The 24421-nt window shown below is 57.7% G+C and carries 24 protein-coding genes and 1 pseudogene; 21 read left to right on the top strand and 4 right to left on the bottom strand.

Going from position 1 to position 24421, the window contains the following annotated elements; genetic code table 11:
• On the top strand, window positions 1–326 hold a 326-nt coding region (locus ACI2KG_RS19565), incomplete at its 5' end, for a hypothetical protein (protein WP_404662940.1).
• 95 nt (window positions 327–421) lie between these two features.
• Here ACI2KG_RS19565 and ACI2KG_RS19560 read toward each other — a convergent pair.
• Window positions 422–1279 (bottom strand): hypothetical protein, encoded by an 858-nt coding sequence (locus ACI2KG_RS19560; RefSeq protein ID WP_110765448.1) that lies wholly within the window; start codon window positions 1277–1279, stop codon window positions 422–424.
• 252 nt (window positions 1280–1531) lie between these two features.
• Here ACI2KG_RS19560 and ACI2KG_RS19555 point away from each other — a divergent pair, with 252 nt between their 5' ends.
• Window positions 1532–2590 carry a tyrosine-type recombinase/integrase gene (locus ACI2KG_RS19555; RefSeq protein ID WP_110765429.1) on the top strand — a complete coding sequence of 353 codons (1059 nt, stop codon included), beginning with the start codon at window positions 1532–1534 and terminating at the stop codon, window positions 2588–2590.
• A 51-nt stretch (window positions 2591–2641) separates the two neighbouring features.
• Here ACI2KG_RS19555 and ACI2KG_RS19550 read toward each other — a convergent pair whose 3' ends face one another.
• On the bottom strand, window positions 2642–3133 hold the full coding sequence (locus tag ACI2KG_RS19550) for a hypothetical protein (protein ID WP_181005160.1): 492 nt from the start codon (window positions 3131–3133) through the stop codon (window positions 2642–2644).
• 538 nt (window positions 3134–3671) lie between these two features.
• Between ACI2KG_RS19550 and ACI2KG_RS19545 the strand changes: the two genes are divergently transcribed.
• The 5 genes from ACI2KG_RS19545 (at window position 3672) to ACI2KG_RS19525 (ending at window position 8542) form a co-directional block, all read left to right on the top strand.
• Window positions 3672–4538 (top strand): hypothetical protein, encoded by an 867-nt coding sequence (locus ACI2KG_RS19545; protein ID WP_004574797.1) that lies wholly within the window; start codon window positions 3672–3674, stop codon window positions 4536–4538.
• Between the two features lie 414 nt (window positions 4539–4952).
• Window positions 4953–5528 carry a recombinase family protein gene (locus ACI2KG_RS19540; RefSeq protein ID WP_110765430.1) on the top strand — a complete coding sequence of 192 codons (576 nt, stop codon included), beginning with the start codon at window positions 4953–4955 and terminating at the stop codon, window positions 5526–5528.
• Between the two features lie 4 nt (window positions 5529–5532).
• On the top strand, window positions 5533–7170 hold the full coding sequence (locus ACI2KG_RS19535) for a DDE-type integrase/transposase/recombinase (protein WP_216641847.1): 1638 nt from the start codon (window positions 5533–5535) through the stop codon (window positions 7168–7170).
• Entirely contained in the window at window positions 7160–8131 is a 972-nt protein-coding gene (locus ACI2KG_RS19530; protein WP_099593675.1) for an ExeA family protein, read from the top strand. Before ACI2KG_RS19535 ends, ACI2KG_RS19530 begins: the two co-directional genes overlap by 11 nt.
• Before the next feature lie 192 nt (window positions 8132–8323).
• Entirely contained in the window at window positions 8324–8542 is a 219-nt protein-coding gene (locus ACI2KG_RS19525) for a co-regulatory protein PtrA N-terminal domain-containing protein (protein ID WP_099593694.1), read from the top strand.
• Window positions 8543–8741: 199 nt separating this feature from the next.
• On the opposite strand, the gene merR is transcribed toward ACI2KG_RS19525, so the two are convergent.
• The gene (merR, locus tag ACI2KG_RS19520) at window positions 8742–9161 is read right to left on the bottom strand and encodes an Hg(II)-responsive transcriptional regulator (protein WP_099593695.1); all 420 of its coding nucleotides are present in this window, start codon (window positions 9159–9161) and stop codon (window positions 8742–8744) included.
• A gap of 71 nt (window positions 9162–9232) precedes the next feature.
• On the opposite strand from merR, the gene merT reads away from it, so the two are divergent.
• The 11 genes and pseudogenes from merT (at window position 9233) to ACI2KG_RS19465 (ending at window position 17112) form a co-directional block, all read left to right on the top strand.
• Window positions 9233–9583, top strand: a complete 351-nt coding sequence (merT, locus tag ACI2KG_RS19515) for a mercuric ion transporter MerT (RefSeq protein ID WP_099593697.1) — start codon at window positions 9233–9235, stop codon at window positions 9581–9583.
• Between the two features lie 13 nt (window positions 9584–9596).
• Window positions 9597–9875 carry a mercury resistance system periplasmic binding protein MerP gene (gene merP, locus ACI2KG_RS19510; protein ID WP_099593699.1) on the top strand — a complete coding sequence of 93 codons (279 nt, stop codon included), beginning with the start codon at window positions 9597–9599 and terminating at the stop codon, window positions 9873–9875.
• A gap of 12 nt (window positions 9876–9887) precedes the next feature.
• On the top strand, window positions 9888–10322 hold the full coding sequence (gene merC / locus ACI2KG_RS19505; RefSeq protein ID WP_099593701.1) for an organomercurial transporter MerC: 435 nt from the start codon (window positions 9888–9890) through the stop codon (window positions 10320–10322).
• A gap of 34 nt (window positions 10323–10356) precedes the next feature.
• The gene (merA, locus tag ACI2KG_RS19500; protein WP_099593703.1) at window positions 10357–12039 is read left to right on the top strand and encodes a mercury(II) reductase; all 1683 of its coding nucleotides are present in this window, start codon (window positions 10357–10359) and stop codon (window positions 12037–12039) included.
• 20 nt (window positions 12040–12059) lie between these two features.
• Entirely contained in the window at window positions 12060–12476 is a 417-nt protein-coding gene (locus tag ACI2KG_RS19495; protein ID WP_099593705.1) for a hypothetical protein, read from the top strand.
• Window positions 12476–12838 (top strand): mercuric resistance transcriptional repressor MerD, encoded by a 363-nt coding sequence (gene merD / locus ACI2KG_RS19490; RefSeq protein WP_099593707.1) that lies wholly within the window; start codon window positions 12476–12478, stop codon window positions 12836–12838. Before ACI2KG_RS19495 ends, merD begins: the two co-directional genes overlap by 1 nt.
• A complete protein-coding gene (gene merE / locus ACI2KG_RS19485) occupies window positions 12831–13067 on the top strand; it encodes a broad-spectrum mercury transporter MerE (RefSeq protein ID WP_099593710.1) in 237 nt (78 codons plus the stop codon). The genes merD and merE overlap by 8 nt, the downstream gene beginning before the upstream one ends.
• Window positions 13068–13182: 115 nt before the next feature.
• Window positions 13183–13440 (top strand): annotated as a pseudogene (locus tag ACI2KG_RS19480) (DUF3330 domain-containing protein); the annotation flags it as partial.
• A gap of 380 nt (window positions 13441–13820) precedes the next feature.
• Window positions 13821–14687: a hypothetical protein gene (locus ACI2KG_RS19475; protein WP_404662939.1), complete on the top strand. Its 867-nt coding sequence runs from the start codon at window positions 13821–13823 to the stop codon at window positions 14685–14687.
• A gap of 126 nt (window positions 14688–14813) precedes the next feature.
• Window positions 14814–15875: an AAA family ATPase gene (locus tag ACI2KG_RS19470; RefSeq protein WP_110765319.1), complete on the top strand. Its 1062-nt coding sequence runs from the start codon at window positions 14814–14816 to the stop codon at window positions 15873–15875.
• 115 nt (window positions 15876–15990) lie between these two features.
• The gene (locus ACI2KG_RS19465; RefSeq protein WP_020191338.1) at window positions 15991–17112 is read left to right on the top strand and encodes a DUF3150 domain-containing protein; all 1122 of its coding nucleotides are present in this window, start codon (window positions 15991–15993) and stop codon (window positions 17110–17112) included.
• A 49-nt stretch (window positions 17113–17161) separates the two neighbouring features.
• On the opposite strand, the gene ACI2KG_RS19460 is transcribed toward ACI2KG_RS19465, so the two are convergent.
• Window positions 17162–17857, bottom strand: a complete 696-nt coding sequence (locus ACI2KG_RS19460; protein ID WP_237715381.1) for an XRE family transcriptional regulator — start codon at window positions 17855–17857, stop codon at window positions 17162–17164.
• Between the two features lie 287 nt (window positions 17858–18144).
• On the opposite strand from ACI2KG_RS19460, the gene ACI2KG_RS19455 reads away from it, so the two are divergent.
• The 3 genes from ACI2KG_RS19455 to ACI2KG_RS19445 all read left to right on the top strand — a co-directional run bounded on the left by ACI2KG_RS19455 (window position 18145) and on the right by ACI2KG_RS19445 (window position 24365).
• Entirely contained in the window at window positions 18145–19137 is a 993-nt protein-coding gene (locus ACI2KG_RS19455; RefSeq protein WP_029615447.1) for a hypothetical protein, read from the top strand.
• A gap of 141 nt (window positions 19138–19278) precedes the next feature.
• On the top strand, window positions 19279–21813 hold the full coding sequence (locus tag ACI2KG_RS19450) for a DNA topoisomerase (RefSeq protein WP_020191335.1): 2535 nt from the start codon (window positions 19279–19281) through the stop codon (window positions 21811–21813).
• The gene (locus ACI2KG_RS19445) at window positions 21810–24365 is read left to right on the top strand and encodes a hypothetical protein (RefSeq protein ID WP_404662938.1); all 2556 of its coding nucleotides are present in this window, start codon (window positions 21810–21812) and stop codon (window positions 24363–24365) included. Before ACI2KG_RS19450 ends, ACI2KG_RS19445 begins: the two co-directional genes overlap by 4 nt.
• Window positions 24366–24421 lie beyond the last annotated feature (56 nt).

Genomic DNA, 24421 nt, shown 5'->3' with positions numbered 1-24421 from the left:
CTGTCGCCGCTGGGCTGGGAGCACATCAACCTCACCGGCGATTACGTCTGGCGGCAGAGCCGCAGACTGGAAGACGGGAAGTTTCGGCCCCTACGGATGCCCGGAAAACCTTAGCGTACGATTTTTTCCGAATTCTGCGAGCCCCCCAAGATGAAGACTTCAACGAATGGTCTTTGGACCGGCTCGCGAACCGAGTGGAGGTCGTCGAGGCGTTTGACAATGCTTGTGACAATATCCGCTCAACCTTCATCGACATGCTGAGCCTGAACGTCGTCGAAGAAACAGTGCTCATTCCGCAGAAACGGTATGTGCTGAAGTCGGCATAGCCCACACAAACGCTCCATCCGCCGCTGGTCTTCGGACTGGCGGTTTTCTTTTGCCCAAAGAAAAGCCCCGACATATGGTCGGGGCGGGTAGAGCGTTATACTCCCTCGGCATCAGCCTCAGGATCTGCGATCAGCTGCAGCAAATCTTCAACCGGCAGAGAGCACAGCTCCCGCATGTCGTCGTTCGTGTCTTCCAGTCGTTGGCGTAGCCCTTGGAGCAACTCATGGAGCTGTTTTTTCTCCAGAAGGTTGACCGCCATGACCAAGACTCGCCATACCAGCTCGGACTCTTCATCGAGATTGTCGGTGCGTTTGCGAAGATCGGCGAAGAAATCCAGGATCTCACCGCTGTCCAGATGGTCGTAGACGCAGTCCGGACTCCAGGTGACCTCGGTACCGTAATCAGCCGCGAGCGCAGCCTTGACCTGGTCACGCAGTTGCGGCATCGAGGCCCAGTCCCATACGCCGAGTTGCGCGGCTTTGGTGAGTGTTTCCTGGAGAGTGTTCAGCGTTGCAAGCATCTGCGGGAACAGCAACCGTCGGACTGACTTCGAACCTTCCCAGACAGCTACCTGCAGGGCATTTTGCATGTTGCTTGGCAAGGACCTGCGGCGATTAGCTTCCACCAACAGTTCACGGAGCAAGGCATCGAGCTCGTTCGGCGTGCTGCAGTCGGGTTTGATTGTGGTCGTCTGCAGTAATTGCAGCGTCACCTCGCGGCCGTGAATATCCAGGCAGTGGTACGTGTCGTCGACCCAGTGGCCAACGGACAGTGCCTCAGCCGTGATCAGCGTCTCGCAGTTGCTCGACCACAACAGGCGAAGCAGGGTGATGGTTGAATCTGTTTGCTCGATCTTGGCAGTGCAGCGCGTGGTAAGCCCGGGCAGCGTCAGCTGCACATGGGAGGCGCTGTGCAGCAGGTTGATGAAGCTGATGAGCGATACGTTGTTCATGGCGAACTCCTGAAAGTAGTTGAACTTGCCCTCAGGGATGTAATACACGCACGAATACCCCCCTCCCTTGTTCTGTGCTCTTGAAGCCGCCAGTCCCTCTCAGCCCGCGGTGCCGGCGCCAGGAATACCCCATTCTGTCAGCGAAAAAACCAGGCGAGTACAAATGTTCTCCACTACACTCCACCGACATGCAATTAACAGTCAGAGCAGGCCGACCTAGCTCCCGTCTATCCTGTACCTCCGGAGTCGCCCATGAGCGCTACTGAAGACCTCTTCAAACCTGACAGTCCTTCTTGGAATGAACGGCCCAAGGAGACATTTGACCACTGGATCAGCCAGCAAGCGGGCAGGGGGACCTCAGCCCGCATTCGAGTATCGTCCGCGGAGGTCTATCGCTCGCAGTGGGGCCGGTTTGTCGACTGGATTGAGCAAAAGAGCATTAAATTAGACGAAGTGGATGCAAGCGATATTTCAGACTTCCTCGATAGCCTAACCCCTGAGATCGAGAAGAACAAAAAGCGAGTGAACAATAGGCCGCAGCGCGACCGGTACCGCAAGCTCATACAACGGGTGTTGGCCGACCTGTTCAAGGAAAAGGAAGAGCCAGGATTCCTCAACCCAGCGGCGCAGGCGTTGAGGGCTGAAGGGGTCAAATGGAAGGATGTCGACGGCAACCTGCCTACGAGCTTTCTGCGGCCCCAGGAAGCCGAGTTGCTGGCCAATCACCTGGTGGCGCCGCTGACGGCGCAGAACGAGCGGGGGCGCTGGCGCGAGGCGCGGGATCGGGCGATGGTGGGACTGTGCGTGGGGGCTGGGCTCAAGGTGCAGGACATCGTCGGCCTGACTGTTAATTGCATCACCCCGCAAGCCGCCCCGTGGATCACCCTTTCCTATGCGGATTCGAAGTTCGAGCACCGCACCAAGCCGTTCGACTATGCCGCCCGGGCCCTGGCCACCTGGTTGCACATCCGCCTGCAGGCCGGCACCGAAGGTGACCTGGTGTTCCCCAGCGACATCACGCCGGTGATCAAGAACGGTCGGAAAATCACCTCGATCAATCCGTCCACGGTGAACCGCATCACCGAGGCCGTGATCGTCGAGTCTGGGGTGAAGGCCATTCGCGATCCCGAGCATCGAGCGAGCCCGCAGACCCTGCGCAATACCTTTGCGGCTGAGCTGTTTGAAAGAGGGGAAACGCCGGCCCTGGTGGCGGAGTGGATGGGCTTTGCGCAGCCCGTGTCGGCCGAGCGGCTGTATGAGTCCTGGAAGCTGTGGCGGCAGACCACCAATGGCACAGAACAAAGGGAGTGAGCTGTGGCTGGGCAGAGGGGTGATCGCCTCCGCCCAGGTGACAGCAGACGCTTACGCGGACTGAGGGGCCTCGGCTTCCACTTCGCACATGCTGATGCAGACATGGCCAACCGCTGATGCATTTAAGGCAATGCGGACTTCGCGGCAAACATCCTCATAGTAGGCGTCCCGCACTTCACGGAAGGCCGAGAACAATGTGAAGAGGCCAATCATGGGCGCTAGCAGGTATCGCGCCACCTCAATGATTTTGGTCAGCCCCGCAGTGATCTCAGCAGGGCTAGCAGACTGCAACGCAAAAAGGGCTCTGGTGACTGCTTCGGGCTCCAACAATGCCGCAAGCAGCACTAAAGCGAAAACGGCCGTTGGCAGGGCTGCAAGGGCTCCGCGCAGGGTTCGAGTCAAGGCGCCCATCACAACGATCAGGGCTTTGACGTACGTCCGAGGATCTCGCCGCACGCGGCTTCGCATCTCCTGGTACTTCTCCATCGAGAGAGAACCCACCCCTACACCGTTGACCTCCACCCTGACTTTCTTCTCGCTCATGCTCATATCCTGTGCTCCTAAAGGGGAATATTGGTCGGCGCATGGCCAACCTGCGCAGGATAGCATTTAGATACAGTCGGTGTATGTGTTCGTGTTATGGCGCCTAGGCCCAGGCCCAGCGGGCGAGACGCGCCGGATTCACGAACGCCAGAAACCACAAGGCCCACTACGAAGTAGCGGGCCTTGTGGTCGCAAGTTCAACCTTTCGGTTGATTTTCCCAGCCTTTCAGGAGATTGGGTCGGTTGAGGCTTGATCGCCTACATGGGTCCTATTAAACACTGGTTTCGCTGGCAATGCAACATGGAACTATAAAAATCTGCGGAGGAGCAGTCAGAACGCCAGAAAGCCCGTAAATAAGCCGTTTCCGTTGGGTATCGAGGCCAGAAGGATTGCCTGTCGGCCCTCCATCCGACCCGCGAGATACTCGCAGTATCGGAATGGACAAACTGAAGTCATGCATTCAGAATCACGAGGCGTATAGATACGAGTTATCGACCGCACGAGCGCGACTTCTGCCTCAACCCAACAGGGACAACGATGGCCACCATACTCTCTCACGACCAGCAGCAACGCCGGGAACACCCCGAGCTCATCATGCAGCCTATCAGCCGAGCCAAGCCTCCAACAATCAGCAAAGAGTCGACGCTCTGCGAAGTATTCATCAAAGAGTTCAACCAGATCAAAGGATGGACGTGTTATCCAGAGGCTGCAGGGTTCGATGTACTGGTGGTCAACGACGACGGCCGCCAGATCGGTGTCCAGGCAAAGCTCTCGCTGAATGCCAAGGTCGCTGAACAGATCCTTCCCAATCAAGGCGACGACTTTTGGGAGAGTCCGGGCCCAGATCACCGCCTGGTCATCGTCAGCAAAATCACCGATGCCAGTGCTGGCATTGCCAAGATGCTCCGTCGGCTTGGAGTCAAAGTACTCTGCCCATATGAGTCATGGACAGCACAAGGCTACGTGCACACGTTCGGACTTGATCATCGACTCTTTTACGCAGAGGGCAGCGCTGGCTCTGATGAACGTATGTTCGATTGGTCGCCCTCAGTGCGCTGCCGTGTACCAGCCATCGTGACCTCCTTGCCGGCTGGAGTGCCAGCACCGGTGCGACTCACACCGTGGAAAGAATCGGCACTGAAAGTGGTGGTCCTGATGCGCAAGCAGGGATTCATCACGGCCAAGCAAATCGCATCATTCGGAATAGGCGTCACCGCATGGACCCAGCCGGCCGGCAACAAGAGACCCTGGCTCGCTAAAAGCCAAATCCGCGGTCAGTGGGTAGAAACCGAACACATGCCCGGCTTCGACAAGCAGCACCCTGATATGTACGCCAAAGCGCTTGCCGAGTACGAAGCCGAGGCAGCGAGCTTACAGCTGGCAACCGAATCATCAAACGCCTGAAAATTGACTAGTCACTTACGGCGGCCACGGCCTCCTATATCGCGATAGCCTTGCCTGCGGGCGATACCGAGGACAATGAGGGGTAGGTGTAACGGCTCGCGTTTGAAAACGGCCGGGCTCGCAATCGATGCAATTTCCAGCTCAGATTAACTGCGGCTGACGAAGCCCTCGGGCTCACATTAGCTGCGAGCGAGCTTGCATTCAGCCGCGCCGGCTTGCATTTAATCTCAATGGGCTCACGCTTTCTGCAACTGAACGCCCCTCGCTCAGACCGTCCAATAAACCAGGGTTTGTTGGACGGCCGTCTCTCAGCAGGCAACCCTCGCGCAAACCCGCATTGCTGACATCCAGCTACAGTCTCCAGCTTTCAATATCCGACTACACTGGACTCTCACTGAATAGTTGGACAAAGCCATGTTGATTGGATACGCCCGTGTCTCGACCTACGACCAACTCCTCGATCTGCAACGCGATGCTCTGGCGAAGGTCGGCTGTGAGCGCGTGTTCGAGGATACATCCAGCGGAGCCAAGGCCGAGCGGGTTGGTTTGACCGCCTTGCTGGCCACGCTACGCCGTGGCGACACCGTGGTGATCTGGCGCCTGGATCGCCTCGGCCGCTCGCTGAAGGATCTGATCCGACTGGTCGAACAACTGGACGCCGCCGGCGTCGGCTTGCGCAGCTTGCAAGAAAACATTGATACCGCCTCGATTGGAGGCCGTCTGGTATTTCACCTATTCGGCGCCTTGGCCGAGTTCGAGCGCAACCTGATTCGCGAGCGCACCCAAGCCGGACTATCCGCTGCGCGGGCCCGTGGCCGCAAGGGTGGGCGCAAGAAACGGCTCGATCCGGCTAAGCAAGAACTCGCCCTGCGTCTCTATCACGAGCGGAAACACACCGTGGCGGAAATCTGCCGCATGATGGGCATTGGCCGCTCGACGCTCTACAACTATCTGACCGAGGCCGAACGCAATGCCCAGCGGGCAGCATAAGGCCATCCCAACCGATTCGCTGATGCAGTTGCGGCAGCGGCTCGACCGTCTGCCGAAGAAAAGCCCGGAACGGGCCGCCCAGGTGACTGCGATAGCTGAGTTGTATGGCGTGTCCCCGAGCACTGTGTACCGGGCGCTGAACTTCATCCATAAACCCCACGCGGCCCACCGGGCCGATCACGGTAAACCGCGCGTGTTGCAGCAGGCCGAGCTGGAACGCTACTGCGAGCTGATTGCAGCGCTGAAACTGCGCACCACCAACAAGCAAGGGCGGCACCTGTCTACCCGCCGCGCCATCGAGTTGCTGGAAGACTACGGGGTGGAGACCGTGCAAGGGTTGGTCAAGGCGCCTAAGGGTGTACTCAGCCGACCAACCGTCAACCGCTACCTATCCCTGTGGCGACTGGATCAACCGCGGTTGTTGCGGCAGCCGCCCGCGACGCGCTTTCAGGCGGCACACAGCAATGACTGTTGGCAGTTCGACCTGTCGCCCTCTGACCTCAAACACATCGATAAACCGGACTGGATCGACCCGGCCAGAGGTGAGCCAACGCTGATGCTGTTCAGCGTGGTGGATGATCGCAGTGGTGTGGCCTATCAGGAATACCACTGCGTATACGGCGAGGACGCAGAGTCGGCGCTGCGCTTCCTGTTTAACGCCATGGCGCCGAAGGCTGACCCCACCTTTCCGTTCCAAGGCCGCCCCAAGATGATCTACCTGGACAATGGCCCGGTGGCCAAGCGCCGCGTCTTCCAGAACGTCATGCAGGGGCTGGGCATCGAGTGGCAGACACACATCCCGGCCGGCAAGGATGGCGCCCGTACCACAGCCCGCTCCAAAGGCAAGGTGGAGCGCCCTTTCCGCACGGTGAAGGAAGCCCACGAGACGCTGTATCACTTCCACAAGCCTGAAACCGAAGCGCAGGCCAACGAGTGGTTGATGCGTTATCTGGTGCGCACCTACAACGCACAGGGCCATCGTTCCGAGCCGCATTCGCGGATCGAGGACTGGCTGGCTAACCTGCCCGCCGAGGGCCTGCGCGAAATGTGCACCTGGGAGCAGTTCTGCCGGTTCGCCCGCGAGCCCGAACGACGCAAGGTTGGCGTCGATGCGCGAGTCACCATCGACGGCACGGCCTACGAGGTGGAGCCCGACATGGCCGGTGAGTCCGTGGTGTTGCTTTGGGGCTTGTTCGATGGTGAGCTCTATGCCGAGTTCGAGGGGGAGCGCTTCGGGCCTTATTACCCAGTCTCCGGGCCAATTCCACTGCATCGCTACCGCGCATTCAAACGCGGCAAGGCCGATGAACGATCCGAGCGCATCCGCTCGCTGGCTGACCAGCTTGGTCTACCCATCGCCGCATTGGCCGGCGACGATGTGCGGCTGACACCTCCCGCAGCTCCCATGGCACTGCCGCGCCAACCCTTCGATGCCGAGGCGCATGAATACCGGTTTCCCAGCGTCATCGCAGCCAAGCTCGCCATTGCCGATGATCTGGCGCAGCCGTTGGCTAAGCTCTCACCCGAAGATCAGGCATTCATCCACCAGGTGCTGAGCGAAACCCTGACGCGCCGCATCGTGTTGGAGCGCGTTCGGGGCTACTTCCGCCACAAGAAAGCAGGAGAAGAACATGCGGGTTGAAGTGATGCAGCACTACGGACTGACGTTGCCGCTGAACCAGGCCGGCTACTTTGAGACCGCCCACCATCAGCAGTTGATCAAGGACATCAAGGGGGCGATCTTCGAGGGGCGCCTGATCGCACTGTGCGGCGTCATAGGCAGTGGCAAGACCGTGATGCTGCGCCGGCTTCAGCAAGCGATGGAAGAGGAAAAGAAGATCACGGTCTCCAAGTCGCTGGCCATCGAGAAGCACAGCATCAAACTGGCCACCTTCATCGCCGCGCTCTTCTACGACCTCTCCTCCGAAAAGCAGGTACGCATCCCGACCCAGGGCGAAAAACGTGAGCGTGACCTGCGCGAGCTGGTGAGGAAGAATAAGCGCCCGGTGGCCCTGTTCGTCGATGAGGCACATGACCTCAACGGCCATACGCTGACCGGCCTTAAGCGCCTGATGGAACTGGTCGAGGACGGCGACGGCCGATTGTCGGTGGTGCTGGCCGGGCATCCCAAGCTGCGTAACGACCTGCGCCGCCCGACGATGGAGGAAATCGGCTACCGCACAGATATTTTCTCGCTCGACGGCATCGCCGGCAGTCAGCGCGAGTACATCCACTGGCTGCTGGAAACCTGCACTGCGGGGAAGGTCGAACCCGAGTCGATCCTGAGTGAAGACGCCATCGACCTGCTCGCCACCAAGCTGCGCACACCATTGCAAATCCAACTGCACCTCAGCATGGCATTGGAAGCCGGCTACCTGACTGGCGAGAAACCCGTCTCGGCGGAGCTGGTGGAATCAGTGCTGTCGCGTCAACTGGATGATCTGGAACCGACCCTGACGCGCCACGGTTACCGCATCAAGGATCTGGTAGATCAGTTCGACGCCAGACCCAATGAGATCAAGGCGCTGTTCAGCAACGCGCTCGATCCGGCGCGCGCCGCTGAGCTGCGCGACAAGATGCTGGCGGCGGGGCTGCCGATCTGAGCGCTGGGAAATTGTACGTTTTGGGGTTTTGGGTTTGGGGAGCAACGGAATAGAAAGTGCACTTAAGCCCTGCCATCTCCTCTCAGCGCCATAATCTAGGTCCTTCTCAACTCCATTCCCCCCTTGATTCCGTACTTAAATACGGAAGTAGAGTCGAATCGTGGGCTGAAAACCTGAGAGGAGATTGCTGTTATGAAATACCTAAGACTGCTGCTGATAGTTGGTTCGACTCTGCTGTCATCCACCGTATGGGCCGAGAACGGAGCCGATCGAGCGCTTGAGTGGAGGGCCGCTATGCACGACAAGGCTGAGGCGGCCTTGGTGGCGGAAACCGCCAAGAAGATTGAGCAACTGGGGGCCACGGCGGCTGGCCGTGTCGAAGAGCAGCCCGCCTGTCCACCTGCAAGGTAGGACATGAGCGACTGCTGCACGATCCGCTCGACCAGGCTCAGCGTGAGCCTGCCCTGATGAGGCGCAAGTGCAAATAGCAGTACCAATCTGTGGCCTTTGCAATTGCTCCTTTGGCCATTCAGCGGCGCTCATTGAGCGCCGCTTTTTTCCAAGCTCAAGCCGACAAACAGGGGCGCCTCACAAAACTGGAGATCGTAGGTCAGCACGGCTCTTTGTTTCCATGCAGCGAAACGATCAGCGGACAGGAAACAGTCCCGTGACTCGCACAACAGTCGTGAACCAGCCGCGCCAAGACTGACTCGATCCGCTGCAAATCCGCGAGTTTCCCACGTACATCCTCGAGCTTCTGCTCGGCGAGCACACGCGCTTCGTCGCAGTGAGCGCCGTCATCCAGCCTCAACAGTCCGGCCACTTCATCGAGGCTAAAGCCCAGTCGTTGCGCGGATTTCACGAATTTCACCCGTGCGACATCCGCCTCGCCGTAGCGGCGAATACTGCCGTAGGGCTTGTCCGGCTCGGGCAACAGCCCCTTGCGTTGATAGAACCGGATGGTTTCCACGTTGACCCCGGCCGCCTTGGCAAAGGCGCCGATGGTCAGGCTGTCCACAGAGTTTTCCACAGTGCTTGATTCCGTACTTGACTACGGAAGTAACCTTAAACCATCGCTCACATGCTCAAAAGGAGAAATGCATGTCTGAACCGTCAAACGGGCGCGCCCCTCTTGTCGCCGGGGGGCTCGCTGCGATTCTCGCGTCGACTTGCTGTCTTGGGCCGTTGGTTCTGATCGCACTGGGATTCAGCGGGGCCTGGATCGGCAACCTGACCGTGCTGGAACCTTACCGCCCGATCTTCATCGGCGGGGCGTTGGTCGCGCTGCTTTTCGCCTACCGGCGCATTTTTCGCTCGGCTCAAGTCTGCAAACCGGGCGAGGCTTGCGCTATCCCCCAGGTTAGCAGCACTTACAAGTTGCTCTTCTGGGTGGTGGCGGCATTGGTGCTGATCGCACTCGGCTTCCCCTACATCCTTCCCTTGTTCTACTGATCAGGAGTTCGCCATGAAAAGGCTGTTCGCATCCTTCGCCCTTGCCATCCTCGTCGCTGCGCCCGCCTGGGCGGCCACGCAGACCGTCACCCTGTCAGTGCCCGGCATGACCTGCGCCGCCTGCCCGATTACGGTGAAGAAGGCGTTGACCAAGGTCGATGGCGTGACCAAGGCGGAAGTAAGTTTCGAGAACCGCGAGGCCATCGTCACCTTTGACGATACCAAGACCAATGCCCCGGCGCTGACCAAGGCGACCGAGGACGCAGGCTATCCGTCCAGCGTCAAGCAATAGGAGGGAGTTCCGATGGCAAATCCGCTCAATCTGTTCACTCGGATCGGTGACAAAGCCGGTTCCGTCGGCGTGCTGGTTTCTGCCATAGGCTGCGCCACGTGTTTTCCCGCCCTTGCCAGCCTGGGTGCCGCGTTCGGTCTGGGCTTTTTGAGCCAGTGGGAAGGCCTGTTCATCACCACGCTGCTGCCCCTGTTTGCCGGACTGGCTCTGGTCGTCAATGCCCTCGGCTGGCTCAATCATCGGCAGTGGCGACGGACTGCGCTCGGCCTGATCGGCCCTGTCCTGGTGCTGGCAGCGGTGTTTTTTATGCTGGCTCACGGCTGGCGGAGCGGCTGGCTGCTCTATATCGGCCTGGCCCTCATGCTTGGGGTGTCCATATGGGATCTGGTGTCGCCCGCCAACCGCCATTGTGGGCCGGACGCCTGTCCAACTCCGCAGAAACAGTGATGCCGACAAGAGACCCATCTGAAGGAGTAACGCTATGACCGAATTGCAAATCGTTGGCATGACCTGCGCATCCTGTGTCGAGCATGTGAAAGATGCCTTGGAGAAGATTCCCGGCGTGCACCAGGCGGATGTTTCCTACGCCAGCGGGAAGGCCGAATTGACGGTCGACAAGGGCGTAAGCCGTGAACAAATGCAGGCCGCCGTCGAGGCACTGGGGTATCGAGCGGCGTTCGAAGATTCCACGATACAACCCCGTCCTGGCCTGCTCGACAAGGCGCGGGGCTGGTTGAGCGGCAGCATTGGCGCCGGGAAAGATGGCGACAGGCTCCACGTTGCGGTCATCGGCAGCGGTGGCGCCGCCATGGCGGCCGCACTCAAGGCGGTGGAAGGCGGTGCCCGCGTCACCTTGATCGAGCGTGGCATCATCGGCGGCACCTGCGTCAACGTGGGCTGCGTGCCCTCCAAGATCATGATTCGTGCCGCGCATGTTGCCCATCTGCGCCGCGAGAGTCCGTTCGACGCGGGGCTATCCGCCACGACGCCGACCGTCCTGCGCGAACGGCTGCTCGCGCAGCAGCAAGGTCGTGTGGACGAACTGCGCCACGCCAAGTACGAAGGCATTCTGGAAAACAATCCGGCGATCAGCCTGGTGCGCGGCACCGCCCGTTTCCAGGACGGCCACACGCTCAGCGTGGAACTGGCCGAGGGCGGCGAGCGCATCGTTGCCTTCGACCGCTGCCTGATCGCCACCGGCGCGAGCGCGGCCGTTCCGCCGATTCCCGGTCTCAAGGACACGCCCTACTGGACCTCGGACGAGGCACTGGCGAGCGACACCATTCCGGAACGGCTCGCCGTGATCGGCTCCTCGGTGGTAGCGGTGGAACTGGCACAAGCCTTCGCCCGGCTGGGCAGCCGGGTCAGCATCCTGGCGCGCAGCTCGCTGTTCTTCCGCGAAGACCCGGCCATCGGCGAAGCGGTGACGGCGGCCTTCCGTATGGAGGGCATCGAAGTGCTGGAGCAGACGCAAGCCAGCCAGGTATCCCACGCCGACGGCGAGTTCGTCCTGAGCACCAACCATGGCGAGTTGCGCGCCGACCAGTTGCTCGTCGCCACCGGACGCACACCCAATACCCGAGGCATGAATCTGGAAGGTGCCGGCGTGAAGCTGGATCAGCGCGGTGGCGTGGTGATCGACCAGGGCATGCGCAGCAGCGCAGCGGATATCTATGCGGCCGGCGACTGCACCGACCAGCCGCAGTTCGTCTACGTCGCGGCTGCCGCAGGCACCCGCGCGGCGATCAACATGACCGGCGGCGAGGCGAAGCTTAATCTCGACGCCATGCCGGCCGTGGTATTCACCGATCCACAGGTGGCCACCGTCGGTTACAGCGAAGCGGAAGCGCACCACGCCGGCATTGAAACCGACAGCCGCACCTTGACCCTGGACAACGTGCCACGAGCGTTGGCTAACTTCGACACGCGAGGTTTCATCAAGCTGGTCGCCGAAGCGGGCTCCGGCCGGCTGCTGGGCGTGCAGGCGGTGACTCCGGAAGCGGGCGAGATCATCCAGACCGCCGCCATTGCCATCCGCGCCCGGATGACGGTGCAGGAACTCGCCGATCAATTGTTCCCCTATTTGACGATGGTCGAGGGCCTGAAACTAGCTGCGCAAACCTTCACGAAGGACGTCAAACAATTGTCCTGCTGCGCAGGGTAATGAGAGAGCGAGGTTGAAGCATGAGCAACACGGCAGGCGATCTCGGTGGGTGCGACAGCCTACGCAAGACATGGCAGGTGATCGGCTTATGGGTGCTGCCTGCCGTCGCGGCGACGATAGCGATTGTTCTGGCGGATCGACGCCCCGCGTTGTTCCTGGCAGCGAGCGCCGCGCTGGCCGTGATGGGCGGCGCCTGCCTGGTCAACGCCGCGCGCTGTCGCCGACTTCACTGCTACATCACGGGGCCTTACTTCCTGTTGCTCGCGCTTGGTGCGCTGCTGGTTTATGTGTTTGACCAAAACGGCGAGCATCTCTCCAGACTGTGGCTGCTACTGGCACTGGGTACTACACCGTTGCTCCTCTGGCTACCTGAGCGCCTGGCCGGAAGGAAATATCTGAGTGCCCCAGTTTGCGGAGAAGGCCGGGAGTGTCGGTGATGAATGCCTACACGATATCCAGATTGGCCGAGGACGCGGGCGTCAGCGTGCATGTGGTGCGCGACTATGTGCTGCGTGGCTTGCTGCACCCCGCGCGGCGCACGGACAGCGGTTACGGCATTTTCGACGAGCAATCCCTGATGCGGCTGCGCTTCGTGCGTGCCGCCTTCGAGTCCGGTATCGGGCTCGACGAATTGGCGCGGCTCTGCCGGGCGCTCGATGCGGACGATGGCTCCGACGTGATCGGCTGTGTCGAGCGTTTGCTCCGGCAAATCGCGGCACGACAGGCGGCTTTAGCCGTAGTGGAAACGCAGTTGGCCGGGCTGACCCACTGCGCCGACGAAGGTCATGCCCATGCGTAACGCCGACCAAGCCGAATCGACCAAGGTCTCCCGCTCACGCGCTTATACCTGGGGCGTGCTCGCCGCGCTCACCTGCCCCTGTCATCTACCGGTGCTGGCATTGCTACTTTCGGGGACAGCGGCCGGGGCCTTCGTCAGCGAACATATGGGTGTCGCCGTGCTTGCGCTGGCCGTTCTCTTCTGCCTCTTCCTGCGAGCGGCACTGCGGACCTTTCGGGAGCGGCCGTGATCCGCTCAGACCACTGCGCGGTCTCCGCTGCCGAGTTGCGGCAGACTTGGGAGCGCCGGGAATTCTTCTGCACTACCGGCCGCAGGTCGATCTGCGCACAGGTTCGATCACGGGTGCGGAAGCGTTACTAGGTTTTCTTGGACGATGGAGGAACCCCATCATGAACGCAAACAACACCCCTACCATCAGCTGCTGCGAATGTTGCAAGGACATTCCCCTTGACGCCGCGCTTACGCCGGAAGGTTCCGAGTACGTCGTGCACTTCTGTGGCCTGGAGTGCTATCAACGCTTTATGTCTCGCGCGGATAAGAGGGCGGCATTCGAGCCTGATAGCCCCTACACACAAAAGGTCAGTACCCGTCACGACGACTAATTCGCTTTGCCTCTGGAAAGTGGCTCTGGTTAATTGCAGAAAGCGTGAGCCCACGATGATGGAATGCAAGCCGACGCAGCTGAATGCAAGCTCACTCGCAGTTAATGTGAGCCCGGCTGCTCCGTCAGTTGCAGTTAATCTGAGCCGGGAATCGCATTGATTGCGAGCGCGGCCGATTTCAAACGCGAGCCGTTACAACTAAGGACCAACAGAAGAGCCCCCCGCAACAAGGATCTGGCAGCCACAACCCGCAAGGTGACCCTGCTTCTCCAGGGCAACCAGGTAGTAATGGCCAACCCAGTACTCCCGGAAAAATCTCCGACGCCATCAACCAAGTGCTGAACGCGAGCCAGAGTGATTGTGGAAGCTACGCAAAAGGCTTGGAAGATGTCATCTGTACCAGTCTGCCAGGCGTGAGTCAGAATCGGCTGGGAGGCTATCAACCAGACGCCTCAAACGAGATGAAGGAATTGAGTCTTTCAAAGTCTGGCGGCTCATTTGAAAATCGTAGCCTTCTTCGGGCTGGGGCTCAGAAGACAGCTGCAATACTCTCAGCGACTTTCGAGGAACTCATAGAAACGATCACCCAAAATGAAGTATGGGCTGCAAGTGAAGGAAGGCTCAACACTCGAAAACTTTGGCGATACGCAGTGGGTGATGACCTAATCTTCACCAGAAGAAAACAAGCGGAGGAGATTGACACCTGTTTTTACCTGTTGGGTGACGAAAGCTCTTCCATGGGTAATGAATTTGGACCAACTCCAAAAAAGGATGAGAAAGACGATCGGATCTCAGCACAGGAAGCTTGCAACCGGGTTTCGGTGGCAGTAGGTGAGGTCCTGAATAACTCGGCTATTCCATTCGGAATTGCTACCTATAACACGGTAGTTCGGGAATGGCATGGATTTGAGGAGAGCTGGGCCGGTACATTGCAGCGATATAACCCTGCCCCGAAAAATGGTACGAAAACTCACCTTGCTGTGGTCTGGGCGCTCAAGAAACTCATCGATCGACCGGAGGCCCGCAGAATTCTGATTGTGGTTACTGACGGGGATCCTGGGAACAGCGATGTACTGCGTTCAGCCGTTGATGAAGCAATGCTGATGGGCATCGAGGTACGCTTCGTCCTGATCGGTGATGGGTACCATAAACGCTACGCTGACCTAGGTTTGGCCTGTGGAGTGGCACAATCCGACAAAGACCTCGCGACAGCCGTTTTTGCAGCGCTGAAGCAGGGTATCGTATAGAGCCAAAACGAAAGACCAGCCGGACTCCTTGGAGTCCGGTTTTTTTATGTTTCCATTCGCGTGTTAGGCATCCCCCTGTACCAGGCCTTCGCAAGAGGCCATCCATTGCCTACTGGGGATTTGACCATGACTGCTTTTCAACACATCAACGACCCGCAACTCGACGCTGGAATCGACACCCTTAATCCAATTGCTGTCCGTTTAGCACCACAGGTTTTCGGTACTACAGCACCATTTTTTGATGGAATGCAGACCAAGATCTTTGCTGAAACACGCTTCACACCAAAAATCGTACCCTATAGCTTCGACGATGAATTGCTTACGCGCCTGATCCTTTGGGCTTCTTCAGCGGGGGCACAGGCCTTATTCAAGGCGTCCATCAAGAAAGCGACCTACATCTACGGGCCAACCGGCGCCGGCAAAACCACGTTAGTTGAGGCCTTTGCGGCCCGTACGGGCAGGTCGGTTTTCACAGTTCAATGTTCTGAGGAAACCACCCTTTCTGACCTCTTTGGCAGTTGGAAATTGTGCGGCCCCGAAGGCATGAAGTGGATCTACGGAAAGGTGTGCCAATGGGCTAAAACCCCGAACTCCATCCTGCTCTTGGATGAGTTCGATCAGTTACCGCCACAGATCCAGATGGGTCTCAACGGTATCTTGGATAGCAAGCCGATCTTTCTTGATCAGACCAACGAAGTGATCCCGATTGCTCCTGGATGCTTGATCGCTGCTACTGGCAACACAAACGGCCAAGGGTCTGCTGGCGGCAAAGGCGGTAGCGCTACTGGCTACAGGGGGACCAAGAAAATGAACATCGCGACGATGGACCGCTTCAATTCGATGTTCTGCACCTACATGGAGGAGGGTCGTGAAGCCAACCTCATTGTAGACCAGACGAACACTGATCCACTGGTTGCAAAATCCATGGCAACCCTGGCAGCCAAAGTTCGGGCGAACTTCATAGCTCTCAACGAGGATGCTGGGGCAGGGGGGATGGCCTTCAACTTCACCATTACCACCCGAAATGTGCTGAACTGGGCGATGAACTACAAGCTCCTCATGCAGATGGGCAAAACGACAGAAGAAAGCCAGAAGCTTGCTCTGAAAGTGACCGTTCTGGACTTCGCACCGCACGATGAGGCAGCTGCGATCCTGAGCACCTGGTCGACGATCGTCGGAAAAGTTTAACGCTTCACCATACCCCGGCTCGCCGGGGTTTTTTCGTTTATGGGTGCCTGTGAGGCATCTCCTGTCACTGGGTCTTTCGCAAGGGACCCGTTCTTTCAATTTCAGGAGAACCACCATGAGCACTACAAAGCAAACCGATGAATTGGGCATCAGCATCCTTCAGGATGTAGTGCTTTTTGATGTCATCATTGGTGGTAGCACCGGTGAGAAAACTGTAGATGGGGATGACTTCATCCGCGAGGTCGGGCGCATGCTGCCGTCAGGCTCATTCGCTTGGGTTAACAAATACCGATCGGAAGCCAAACGAGAAATCCTCAAAGTAGGGGTTTCTCGAAAGGTAAACAATCGTATCCGCGGTTATTTTGTACCCACCCAACACGCAGACGAGCTTGCAAAAGTGCTCTATGCGATCAAAGGAAAATATCTGGTTGAGAAGGCTTCCTTCCTCAACACTTTACCGGCCCTGGTGGAGCAGTGGGCTAGCTCTCCTGCAAACGCGGTTACAACACCAGGTGGTAAGTCCCGTGCAGATTTGATCCGCCAGCATGCTCCACAGGCAAAAGTGCTCGAAAGACTGTTGACCTTTGACACTTCCGCGATTCGTATCAGCAACACCAGCTACTTTGGCGAAGAAGATGCACTTCAAACGGAAGTTAAAGGCTTAGTCGGCCAGGCCGCTTTGGAGATCGCGGAAGATGTAAATCGCTCCTGGACTCGCAAGGGCAACGGCAAAACGACGTCGAGAATCCTGGGTTTGATCCGTCGGGTTCAGGACAAGGCTGAAGCTATGAGCGTTCTTTCAAGCAAATTCTCTAACCTGGAGAAAATGTGTGCATCAGTGTTGGCTGCTGTTCCGAGCGGACCGAGCATTGAAGGGGTTGCTTACATCCAAGTATCTGGCTTGTTGTCCTTCTGCATGGATCCTGAAAAAATCCTTGGAGAACATGCCACCGAGTTTGATCCATTGAATGTAGCGGCTTCTGATTCAGCGCCGGCTGTTGCTGACGATAACGTCAGCTTCAGCAGCTCAGCATCTGCAACTATTCATCCTCAAGCAGAACAAAATGAAGTTACCATCGTTCCTGAGGTCTCGGTGATTCCGCCACTTCCAACTGGTCGCAAGACAGAAGAGAACCTCTTCTTTGCGACTGAACCTGAAAAAACCGTGGTAGAGCCTGAAAAGGTTGAGCCATCGGACACCACCTCGCAGCCACCATCGGCTCCGTTCATCTTCTAACCCACAAAAAAACCCCGGTCAAAGACCGGGGTTTCTTTATTCCTGCAAATTAAGCCGCCGGCGGAGGTTGCAGACCAGGCAGCTCGATTTCAGCCTTAGCCAACAACTGGCGTCCAGAGAGTTGCTCATACAGCAACACCATGGTCATGCGAACGGAGAGAGGAGTCTGCGCCCATTCGTCCTTCTTCGGGATATAACCCGCCCAGGTTGGATCGCTACCCATCTTCTCGATCGACAGCCAGAGTTGCTCATCAAGATCTTTCTTGTATACAAAATCTTGTGGCGTGAAGAAATCGGCCAAGTTGTAAACCTGGATGAGAGGCAGGCCGAGGAAGTCAGCCACCAGCTGCAGCTTTTCCTTGCCCAGCGATCGTATCTGACGGTTTCCGTTAGCCAGGGAGTTCCAGTAGATGACCGTTATGCCCATGACATCGGCAATGGCACGATCAGGCAGTCCACGATCGATGATCACCTTCTTGATCATCTTGACGAGGCGGGAGCCCGGCATAGTGTTCCGAGTTTCGATTGCTGCAACGCCCTTGCTTTCTGGCTCTGCTGTTTTGGCCTTGGCAGAAGCACGAGGTCTTTTAGGCGTAGCAGCCTGTGGGGCTTGAGTTTTTGCAGCAGGCTTTTTAGCTGCAGGCTTCGCCGCAGCTTTTGCTGCTGGTTTTACTGGTGCTTTGGCGGGCGCTTGAGACCGCCGTCCTGTCGATTCACTTGCGGTCTTGTCGCTAGCTTTGGGCATTGTGCGGCTCCAGGTTGGTCGCGGCGTCTAACACGATTCAGGACGCTCCCTAAACAAATAAAGCAGAGAAATCCAGTATAAATTTAAAAAAAGATTCTACACAGTTAACAACAAGATTCAAATCTCTTGTGCCGGTGGAAAAAGAGACTTTTGGGCTGGATGAGCCCCCTTGCCGGTAGCTCTGTGACCGCCGAGCACGCGCCAAGTGCATTTTGATTCACCTTGTATTATTGGTACGTGTTGCGTATTCTTGAGAAAACCAAGCCATTCACGTATCGAGGTACTCAATGCTGCCCCAGGACGCAAAGCGGAAGCCTGACTCCTATTCGTATCCAAACGGGATGCTCAACTCTGGCTACATCGCCGGCGTCCTGCGCTTGAATGATCCGGTCAAAGGGATCTGCTACATCCAGCAGACCCGGTCAGAAAACCACATGCTTCCCATTCACTACGATCCCAAGAAATCGCCGATTCCTAAGGACATCAAGGAGTGGGATCTCATCATGGCGTTTGTTCACACCGATGGCGCCATGCAAGGTGATGACCGTATTGCACGGGTGAAGAGCATCCGTTTCGAAGCTCCAAACCTGATGCACCTTGGAGGGCGTTTTCGCGATGACTTCATGCGGAAGTGGGATGCGGTCGTGCATGCCGCAGCAAAAGACTCAGGCACACCCGATTCTGTGGCCCAGTTGGAGCAACAGCCCGGCGCTGGCACTGAAGAACGTCTCGACTCGTTCGATTGGAAGGCGATGGACCTCAACAAGAACGCCTCGAACCAGATCCGTATCGCGGGCTTCATTCAGGCCAAGTCTCTGGAACGCAACCGCAAACATCCTGTAGACGGCACTCCAATCAACGACCGACTAGTCGTGCTGATTCGGCAGTCGAAAGACACCGATGCCTGCATCCCTGTTCGTTGGTACGGCCGTAATCTGCAGCCGCTGTCTGAGAAACTCGCCCGCGGCATGCCCATTATCGTCAACGGCGAATTCCGGATGGACGTGAAGGCCATCTCCCTGCCGGACGGTCAAACAGGGATCGCCGAAGTATCCAAAATTCCGTTCATTCAAGCCAAGGACATGCCAGGCCCTGTTACCCCTGACTCTGGCCACATCAAGATCGTGCCGGGCTGGGCTGCGGAGCTCTTCAAAGGCCACGGAACCCAGACGCCGCAACCGAAACAAGGCGATGCAGAGCGCAGCGCCATGTTCGCCTCTGCTTTTGGCTCTGACTCGGCAAGCAAGCCTGCAATCCCCGGTGAGCAACAGGGCGCATAGCAGCGGCCGCCTCACCTTGTTTCCTGAAGCCATCGAGATCCAGCACTGGAGTCGATGGCTTTTTTGTTTCTCACCCAGCAGCCGTCTGGCTAGGCCGGCAGCTTGGAAAAAATGCAATTCTGCACTGGAAGGCTAGTCCGCATGGGCAAGACACTGATCATCACTGAAAAAGCAACCGTAGCGGTCTCAATCGCGCAAGCGGTCGGAGGATTCAGCAAGGTGGAATCATGGCTGGAGAGCGAGAACGCAATTCTTGCCCCCGCTGCCGGCCACCTGGTTGAAATCCATTCCGAGGAAATGGCCAAGGGTGGGCGGGACATCGGCAACCTGCCTGTGATCCCAGATCAATTCGACCTGAGGGTCATCGAGCAAAAGGCCAAGTTCTATAACGTGCTGCAACGCCTAATGCGTCGGCCTGACGTCACCGCTGTTGCGAACGCGTGCGATGCCGGCCGCGAAGGCGAGCTCATTTTCAGGCTCATTTACAAAATGGCTGGATGCACGAAGCCAATGCTTCGGATGTGGATGAGATCCATGGTCGATGACGCTATCCGGAAGGCGTACAAGAACATGCAGCCAGGCGCAGACTTCGACAACCTAGCCATGGCAGCAGAGATCAGAAGCGAAGGCGACTTTATCGTCGGCATCAACGCGAGCCGGGGTATCTCACGCCTCTATGAGCGAGAGACTGCTAAAGCCGAGATATTCCCGCTTGGCCGCGTGCAGACCCCAACGCTGTCCTTGGTTTGTGCTTTGGAGCTGGCAATTTTGACCTTCCGGCCCGTGCCCTATTGGGAGGTTCACGGGAGCTTTGGGGTTGCTGCTGGTAAATACACCGGCAAGTGGTTGGCACCACAGACGCCTGAGCAGAAGGGCGGCTCCCAGCACCGGATCATGGATCGAGCAAAGGCCGATGCTTTGATCAGCAAGTGCTCTGGAGTAGCACCGAGCAGTGTGGTGGATGAAGTCAAGCCGGCCCAGACGGGACCTGGCAAGCTGTATGACCTCACCTCGCTGCAGCGAGAGGCGAACCGCAAGCTTGGGTTTTCTGCAGCTTACACACTGGAGATTGCCCAGAAACTTTACCTGGAGCTCAGCCTCACTACTTACCCACGGACTGACTCTGCTTATCTTCCCGATGACGCAATCAACGACACGAAGAAGGTCATGGGAATGTTTGGTGGAACCCCCTATGCAGATCACGCGCAGCGCGTGCTCGAAGAAGGCTGGGTACGACCCAACAAGAAGATTTTCGACTCGACGAAGGTGTCGGACCACTTCGCTATCATCCCAACCGGAAAGCGAGCTGGGGACTTGGAGCCGGACGTTCAAAAAATCTATGACATGATCGTCAAGCGCTTCATTGCCGTGTTCCATCCAGCAGCTGAGTATTCGGTAACCGTCCGGCTTACGACGGTGGCTGACGAGCTCTTCAGGTCGACAGGTCGTGTGCTTGTGTCCCCAGGCTGGATGGTGGTTTATGGAGCCGGGATCGTGGAGGACGCAACCGATCGAGATGGTGACTCCGACGACAAGAAGGAGCTCGCACGGTACGTCAAAGGAGAGTCAGTCACTGCGCAGGGCATCGAGCTGAAGATGCTCAAAACCAAGCCTCCAGAACGGTACACCGAGGACACATTGCTGGGCGCTATGGAGACAGCAGGGCGCCTGGTAGAGGATGAGGACCTTCGTGAGGCGATGAAAGAGCGGGGGCTAGGTACACCGGTCACGCGCTCTGCAATGATCGAATCGCTCCAATCCACCAAGGACGGCGCCGGCCGAAAGAAAGAGCCCTATCTCATCCAACAGAAGAAGTACTTTGCTCCCAGCGCAAAGGGGATGACTGTCTACCGCTTCCTGGTCGACAACGGTATCGATGCCCTCACATCGCCAGTCCTCACCGGGGAATGGGAGCACAAACTCCGTCAAATGGAAAAGGGCGCGTACAAGCGGGATGAATTCAAGGCCGAGCTTGCAGAGCTGACGACGGAAATCCTCGACACCATCAAGAACAAGTACGCAGGTGTCCAGGTCAAGAAGCTGAACGCCCCTTGCCCAACCTGTGGCGGTGCAGTTGAGATCCAGGCCCGTACCTTCGCTTGCGAGCGCCAGTGCGGCTTTTCTATATGGCGAGAAATCGCCAGTCGCATGTTGAAGGTATCTGAAGCCGAAACCTTGCTCAGGGACACGGTGGTGCTAGGGCTAAAGGGCTTTGTCAATCCGAAAAAATCCACCAAGTTCGAGGCTGGGCTGAAGCTGCTCGACACCGGCAAAGTCGAGTTTTACTTCGACCCGACGGCGAACACCCGGGACTCCAAAGGTAATGTCGTTTCCTGCCCGAAATGCCAAGGCGGCATGCGTAAAATCAAAGTCCCAAAAGGGCACTTCTGGGCCTGCGTCGATCGAGAGCAGTGCAATCACACCATGAACGATCGCGACGGCGATCCAGTGGAGCGGCCGAAGTCATTTCCATGTGACCTGTGCGGCAAACCCATGTACCTGCGGAACGCTGAAAAGTCACCCTTCTGGGGTTGCAGTGGCTTTGTGAAAGGGGGCGGTGGGTGCTCTAACACCTTGAAAGACAGTAACGGGACCCCGGTACCGAAGGAACAACCAGCCAGTTCTGACGGTGCGCCTTCACCCACGATCCAGACTGACAGCGGAGCTTTCCTGTGAACGCCAACAATAAGGTCATTCGCGCAACGGCCATCGTGTTCGGCTTCTGGTGGCTTCTGCTCACTGTCCGGGCCTTTGGCGGTTCTCCGATGGAGTTTTTAGAGAACTGGCCTCTGGTGGGCTACAACGTCTCACACTGGATCCTGGGCGTTGTTTCTGGTCTGTTCATCGGTGTCTGGTTCATCTGGTTCACCAGGTTGTCGGCACTGAACAAACTATACGCCGGCAAGAAAGGAAACATCCTCAACGGCGCACGATCGACCCTTGGCAAGGTTCCCATGCCCACCTCGCCACTACCTCGCATCGAGGTGCCGTCGAAGCGTCTGCCCATCGACAGTAAGAAGGTGCTGGCTTGGGTTGAGGCTAATGAGAAGAAGTGGCCGGCACATGTAGCGTTCTTTTGGGCCATTTGGGATACCTATTCCGCACATGCACACTTCCCCGCATCGCATCGCAAGGGAGGACACGGAAATCGCCGGCTTTGGGAACATTGCCTGGCAGTGGCGGACACCGCACTGGAGGATGCTGGCGCTTATGTATTCGATGGGGTTTATGTAAAGGCCCGGGGCAAGCCCAAATTCAAAATCATCGACCTGAAAAACAAAGAATACCGGTTTGACGCCACTGATCCGCTGATCCCCATTCTGGGCCTGGCGCACGACATCGGTAAACTTGAGGCCTATGAGCTACTACCAGACGGCAGCGTAAAGACTCAGGAGGAGGGTGGAGCGCTCACACCGCAGGATGACAACCGCATCTCGCACGATGCCCTGGGTGCAAGAATTCTTGCACGCTTCCCTGAGTTCTGGGCCCTGCCAGTACGTGATCGCCAAGCCGTGAATCTGGTCATCGCCCACTACCACCACCCAAGCGATTTCCCGGTTGACCGCAATGGCCTCAGCCTGGACGACCGCATGACGGCGCTCATGGAGTTCCTGATCCTCGTTGACAAAAAGACCGGCATGGCCGAGTCGAGCATCACCGAGACGCTTAGTGATCACGAGATCTCAGAAGACGAGTCCAATGCTATTTATCACAGCTTCGTTGAGATCATGACGGAGTACGGCAGAGTTAACGGCACCGGTGACCAGGCCAAAGATTCCACGCTGAAGATTGCTCAGAAACACGATGGACTGATCGTCATCCGGGAAAAGGACCTTCGATCTCTCATCTTGGCCAAAATGGGCTGGTCGTTGGAGGAGGGTGATGGTCGGTACCGAATGACCCTCAACCTGATGACGACGCTCCAAGAGAAGGGGCTGCTGTACTCGCGGCATAATCACGCCGACATGAGCCGGTTTCTGCCGATGTACTCGGTATCGTTGCGCAACGCACAAACGGGTGCTCACCTGACCACGTGGGAACCTTGCATCATTGTCGTGCCAGTTGCCACAACCCCAGAGCTTGCGGGCCTCAGTGGATTACCCAACATGGGTACCAAGCTGGACATCGAGCGCCCATTGTTCACACACAATCTGGGAATCACCGAAGCAGATGCGCTTCGGGAGATCGTTGCCCGTGGATTCAGCGCTGAGATCGCCGCGAAGATGAACATCGCCGGCAAACAAGAAGAGAAGGCGAAGCCGCAGCAAGCACCAGCACCAGCACCAGCACCAGCACCAGCACCAGCACCAGCACCAGCACCAGCACCAGCACCAGCACCAGCACCAGCACCACAAGTTCGGGCTAATGAAGGGTTTAGTCAACCCATAGCTGATACCGCGAGTGTTCCTCAACCTAATGCTCCAACAGTCGACTCAACCGAGCACGCAACATCTGCGCTCGCTGGCGCTGCAAGCGGTGATTCCGAGCACAGTGTCGTTCCAGGAACGCAACCCGGTATCTCCGCTGAAGCGCTAGCGCCGCAGGATGATGATGACCCGCTCATGAGTGGTGGTGCAGATGACGACTTGCTAGATGAGGACCTGCAGAGCTTGTCGCTCAGCTCGTTCGGTCCCGGGCAGGAGGTGGAACTGGAGGAAGATTTTCTCGCCATAGAACCTGGGCACTCAGGGAGCGATGACGTCGATGATGTGGATGATGTGTTCGGCGCATTCGCGCTCAGTGAATCCTCGATCGTGGACACAGCCGAGCAAAGCGTGAATTCAACTGCAGGAGAAGAAGGGCCGGGTGCTTCGCTCATACACAATGGTGGTGATCTAGGCGTATCGGCGCCGGCACCTGTGGCGGTAGCCATACCTGATCCTGATGCAACCCCAACGAAAAGGATAAGCCCTGCTGCCGAATCCGCAGCGCTCAGGGCTCTTGAAGAGGCGGGCGCCAACTTCACCGCATTCGTTGCACCCAGGAAGAAAAAGCCAGGCCCTGCTGAGCAGCTAGAGGGTATCCGCGCAGCAGTAAAAGCGGCAGAAATACCGATTTGTGGGACAAGGGATGGGTTTGATTACGTGTTGGAGTCAGACCTGATGGTTCACGACCCAAAACTGAAATTGAGCACGCTGATTCGGGCGGAGAAGTTGCCTACAGTCGAGGCTAAGCCAGGCGTGGTTATGGTGGGCATTCCGGTGGCGCCGTTGCAGCTGGACCTTTGATGAGCTGCCGGCTCTGATCATGACTCCCTGGCTGACATCAAGAAAGCCAGGGAGCC

The sequence above is a fragment of the Pseudomonas sp. NPDC089407 genome (genome assembly GCF_044900445.1).
In the GTDB taxonomy this organism is placed as follows: Bacteria; Pseudomonadota; Gammaproteobacteria; order Pseudomonadales; family Pseudomonadaceae; genus Aquipseudomonas.
Note: the sequence above shows the minus strand (reverse complement) of the source record. Positions and strands in the feature narration are given on the sequence as shown.

Excerpts from the sequence above, each read along its gene's own strand:
- ACI2KG_RS19560 (WP_110765448.1), bottom strand. The coding sequence starts at position 1,279 with ATGAACAACGTATCGCTCATCAGCTTCATCAACCTGCTGCACAGCGCC.
- ACI2KG_RS19555 (WP_110765429.1), top strand. The coding sequence starts at position 1,532 with ATGAGCGCTACTGAAGACCTCTTCAAACCTGACAGTCCTTCTTGGAAT.
- ACI2KG_RS19550 (WP_181005160.1), bottom strand. The coding sequence starts at position 3,133 with ATGAGCGAGAAGAAAGTCAGGGTGGAGGTCAACGGTGTAGGGGTGGGT.
- ACI2KG_RS19545 (WP_004574797.1), top strand. The coding sequence starts at position 3,672 with ATGGCCACCATACTCTCTCACGACCAGCAGCAACGCCGGGAACACCCC.
- ACI2KG_RS19540 (WP_110765430.1), top strand. The coding sequence starts at position 4,953 with ATGTTGATTGGATACGCCCGTGTCTCGACCTACGACCAACTCCTCGAT.
- ACI2KG_RS19530 (WP_099593675.1), top strand. The coding sequence starts at position 7,160 with ATGCGGGTTGAAGTGATGCAGCACTACGGACTGACGTTGCCGCTGAAC.
- ACI2KG_RS19525 (WP_099593694.1), top strand. The coding sequence starts at position 8,324 with ATGAAATACCTAAGACTGCTGCTGATAGTTGGTTCGACTCTGCTGTCA.
- merT (WP_099593697.1), top strand. The coding sequence starts at position 9,233 with ATGTCTGAACCGTCAAACGGGCGCGCCCCTCTTGTCGCCGGGGGGCTC.
- merP (WP_099593699.1), top strand. The coding sequence starts at position 9,597 with ATGAAAAGGCTGTTCGCATCCTTCGCCCTTGCCATCCTCGTCGCTGCG.
- merC (WP_099593701.1), top strand. The coding sequence starts at position 9,888 with ATGGCAAATCCGCTCAATCTGTTCACTCGGATCGGTGACAAAGCCGGT.
- merA (WP_099593703.1), top strand. The coding sequence starts at position 10,357 with ATGACCGAATTGCAAATCGTTGGCATGACCTGCGCATCCTGTGTCGAG.
- ACI2KG_RS19495 (WP_099593705.1), top strand. The coding sequence starts at position 12,060 with ATGAGCAACACGGCAGGCGATCTCGGTGGGTGCGACAGCCTACGCAAG.
- merD (WP_099593707.1), top strand. The coding sequence starts at position 12,476 with ATGAATGCCTACACGATATCCAGATTGGCCGAGGACGCGGGCGTCAGC.
- merE (WP_099593710.1), top strand. The coding sequence starts at position 12,831 with ATGCGTAACGCCGACCAAGCCGAATCGACCAAGGTCTCCCGCTCACGC.
- ACI2KG_RS19470 (WP_110765319.1), top strand. The coding sequence starts at position 14,814 with ATGACTGCTTTTCAACACATCAACGACCCGCAACTCGACGCTGGAATC.
- ACI2KG_RS19465 (WP_020191338.1), top strand. The coding sequence starts at position 15,991 with ATGAGCACTACAAAGCAAACCGATGAATTGGGCATCAGCATCCTTCAG.
- ACI2KG_RS19460 (WP_237715381.1), bottom strand. The coding sequence starts at position 17,857 with ATGCCCAAAGCTAGCGACAAGACCGCAAGTGAATCGACAGGACGGCGG.
- ACI2KG_RS19455 (WP_029615447.1), top strand. The coding sequence starts at position 18,145 with ATGCTGCCCCAGGACGCAAAGCGGAAGCCTGACTCCTATTCGTATCCA.
- ACI2KG_RS19450 (WP_020191335.1), top strand. The coding sequence starts at position 19,279 with ATGGGCAAGACACTGATCATCACTGAAAAAGCAACCGTAGCGGTCTCA.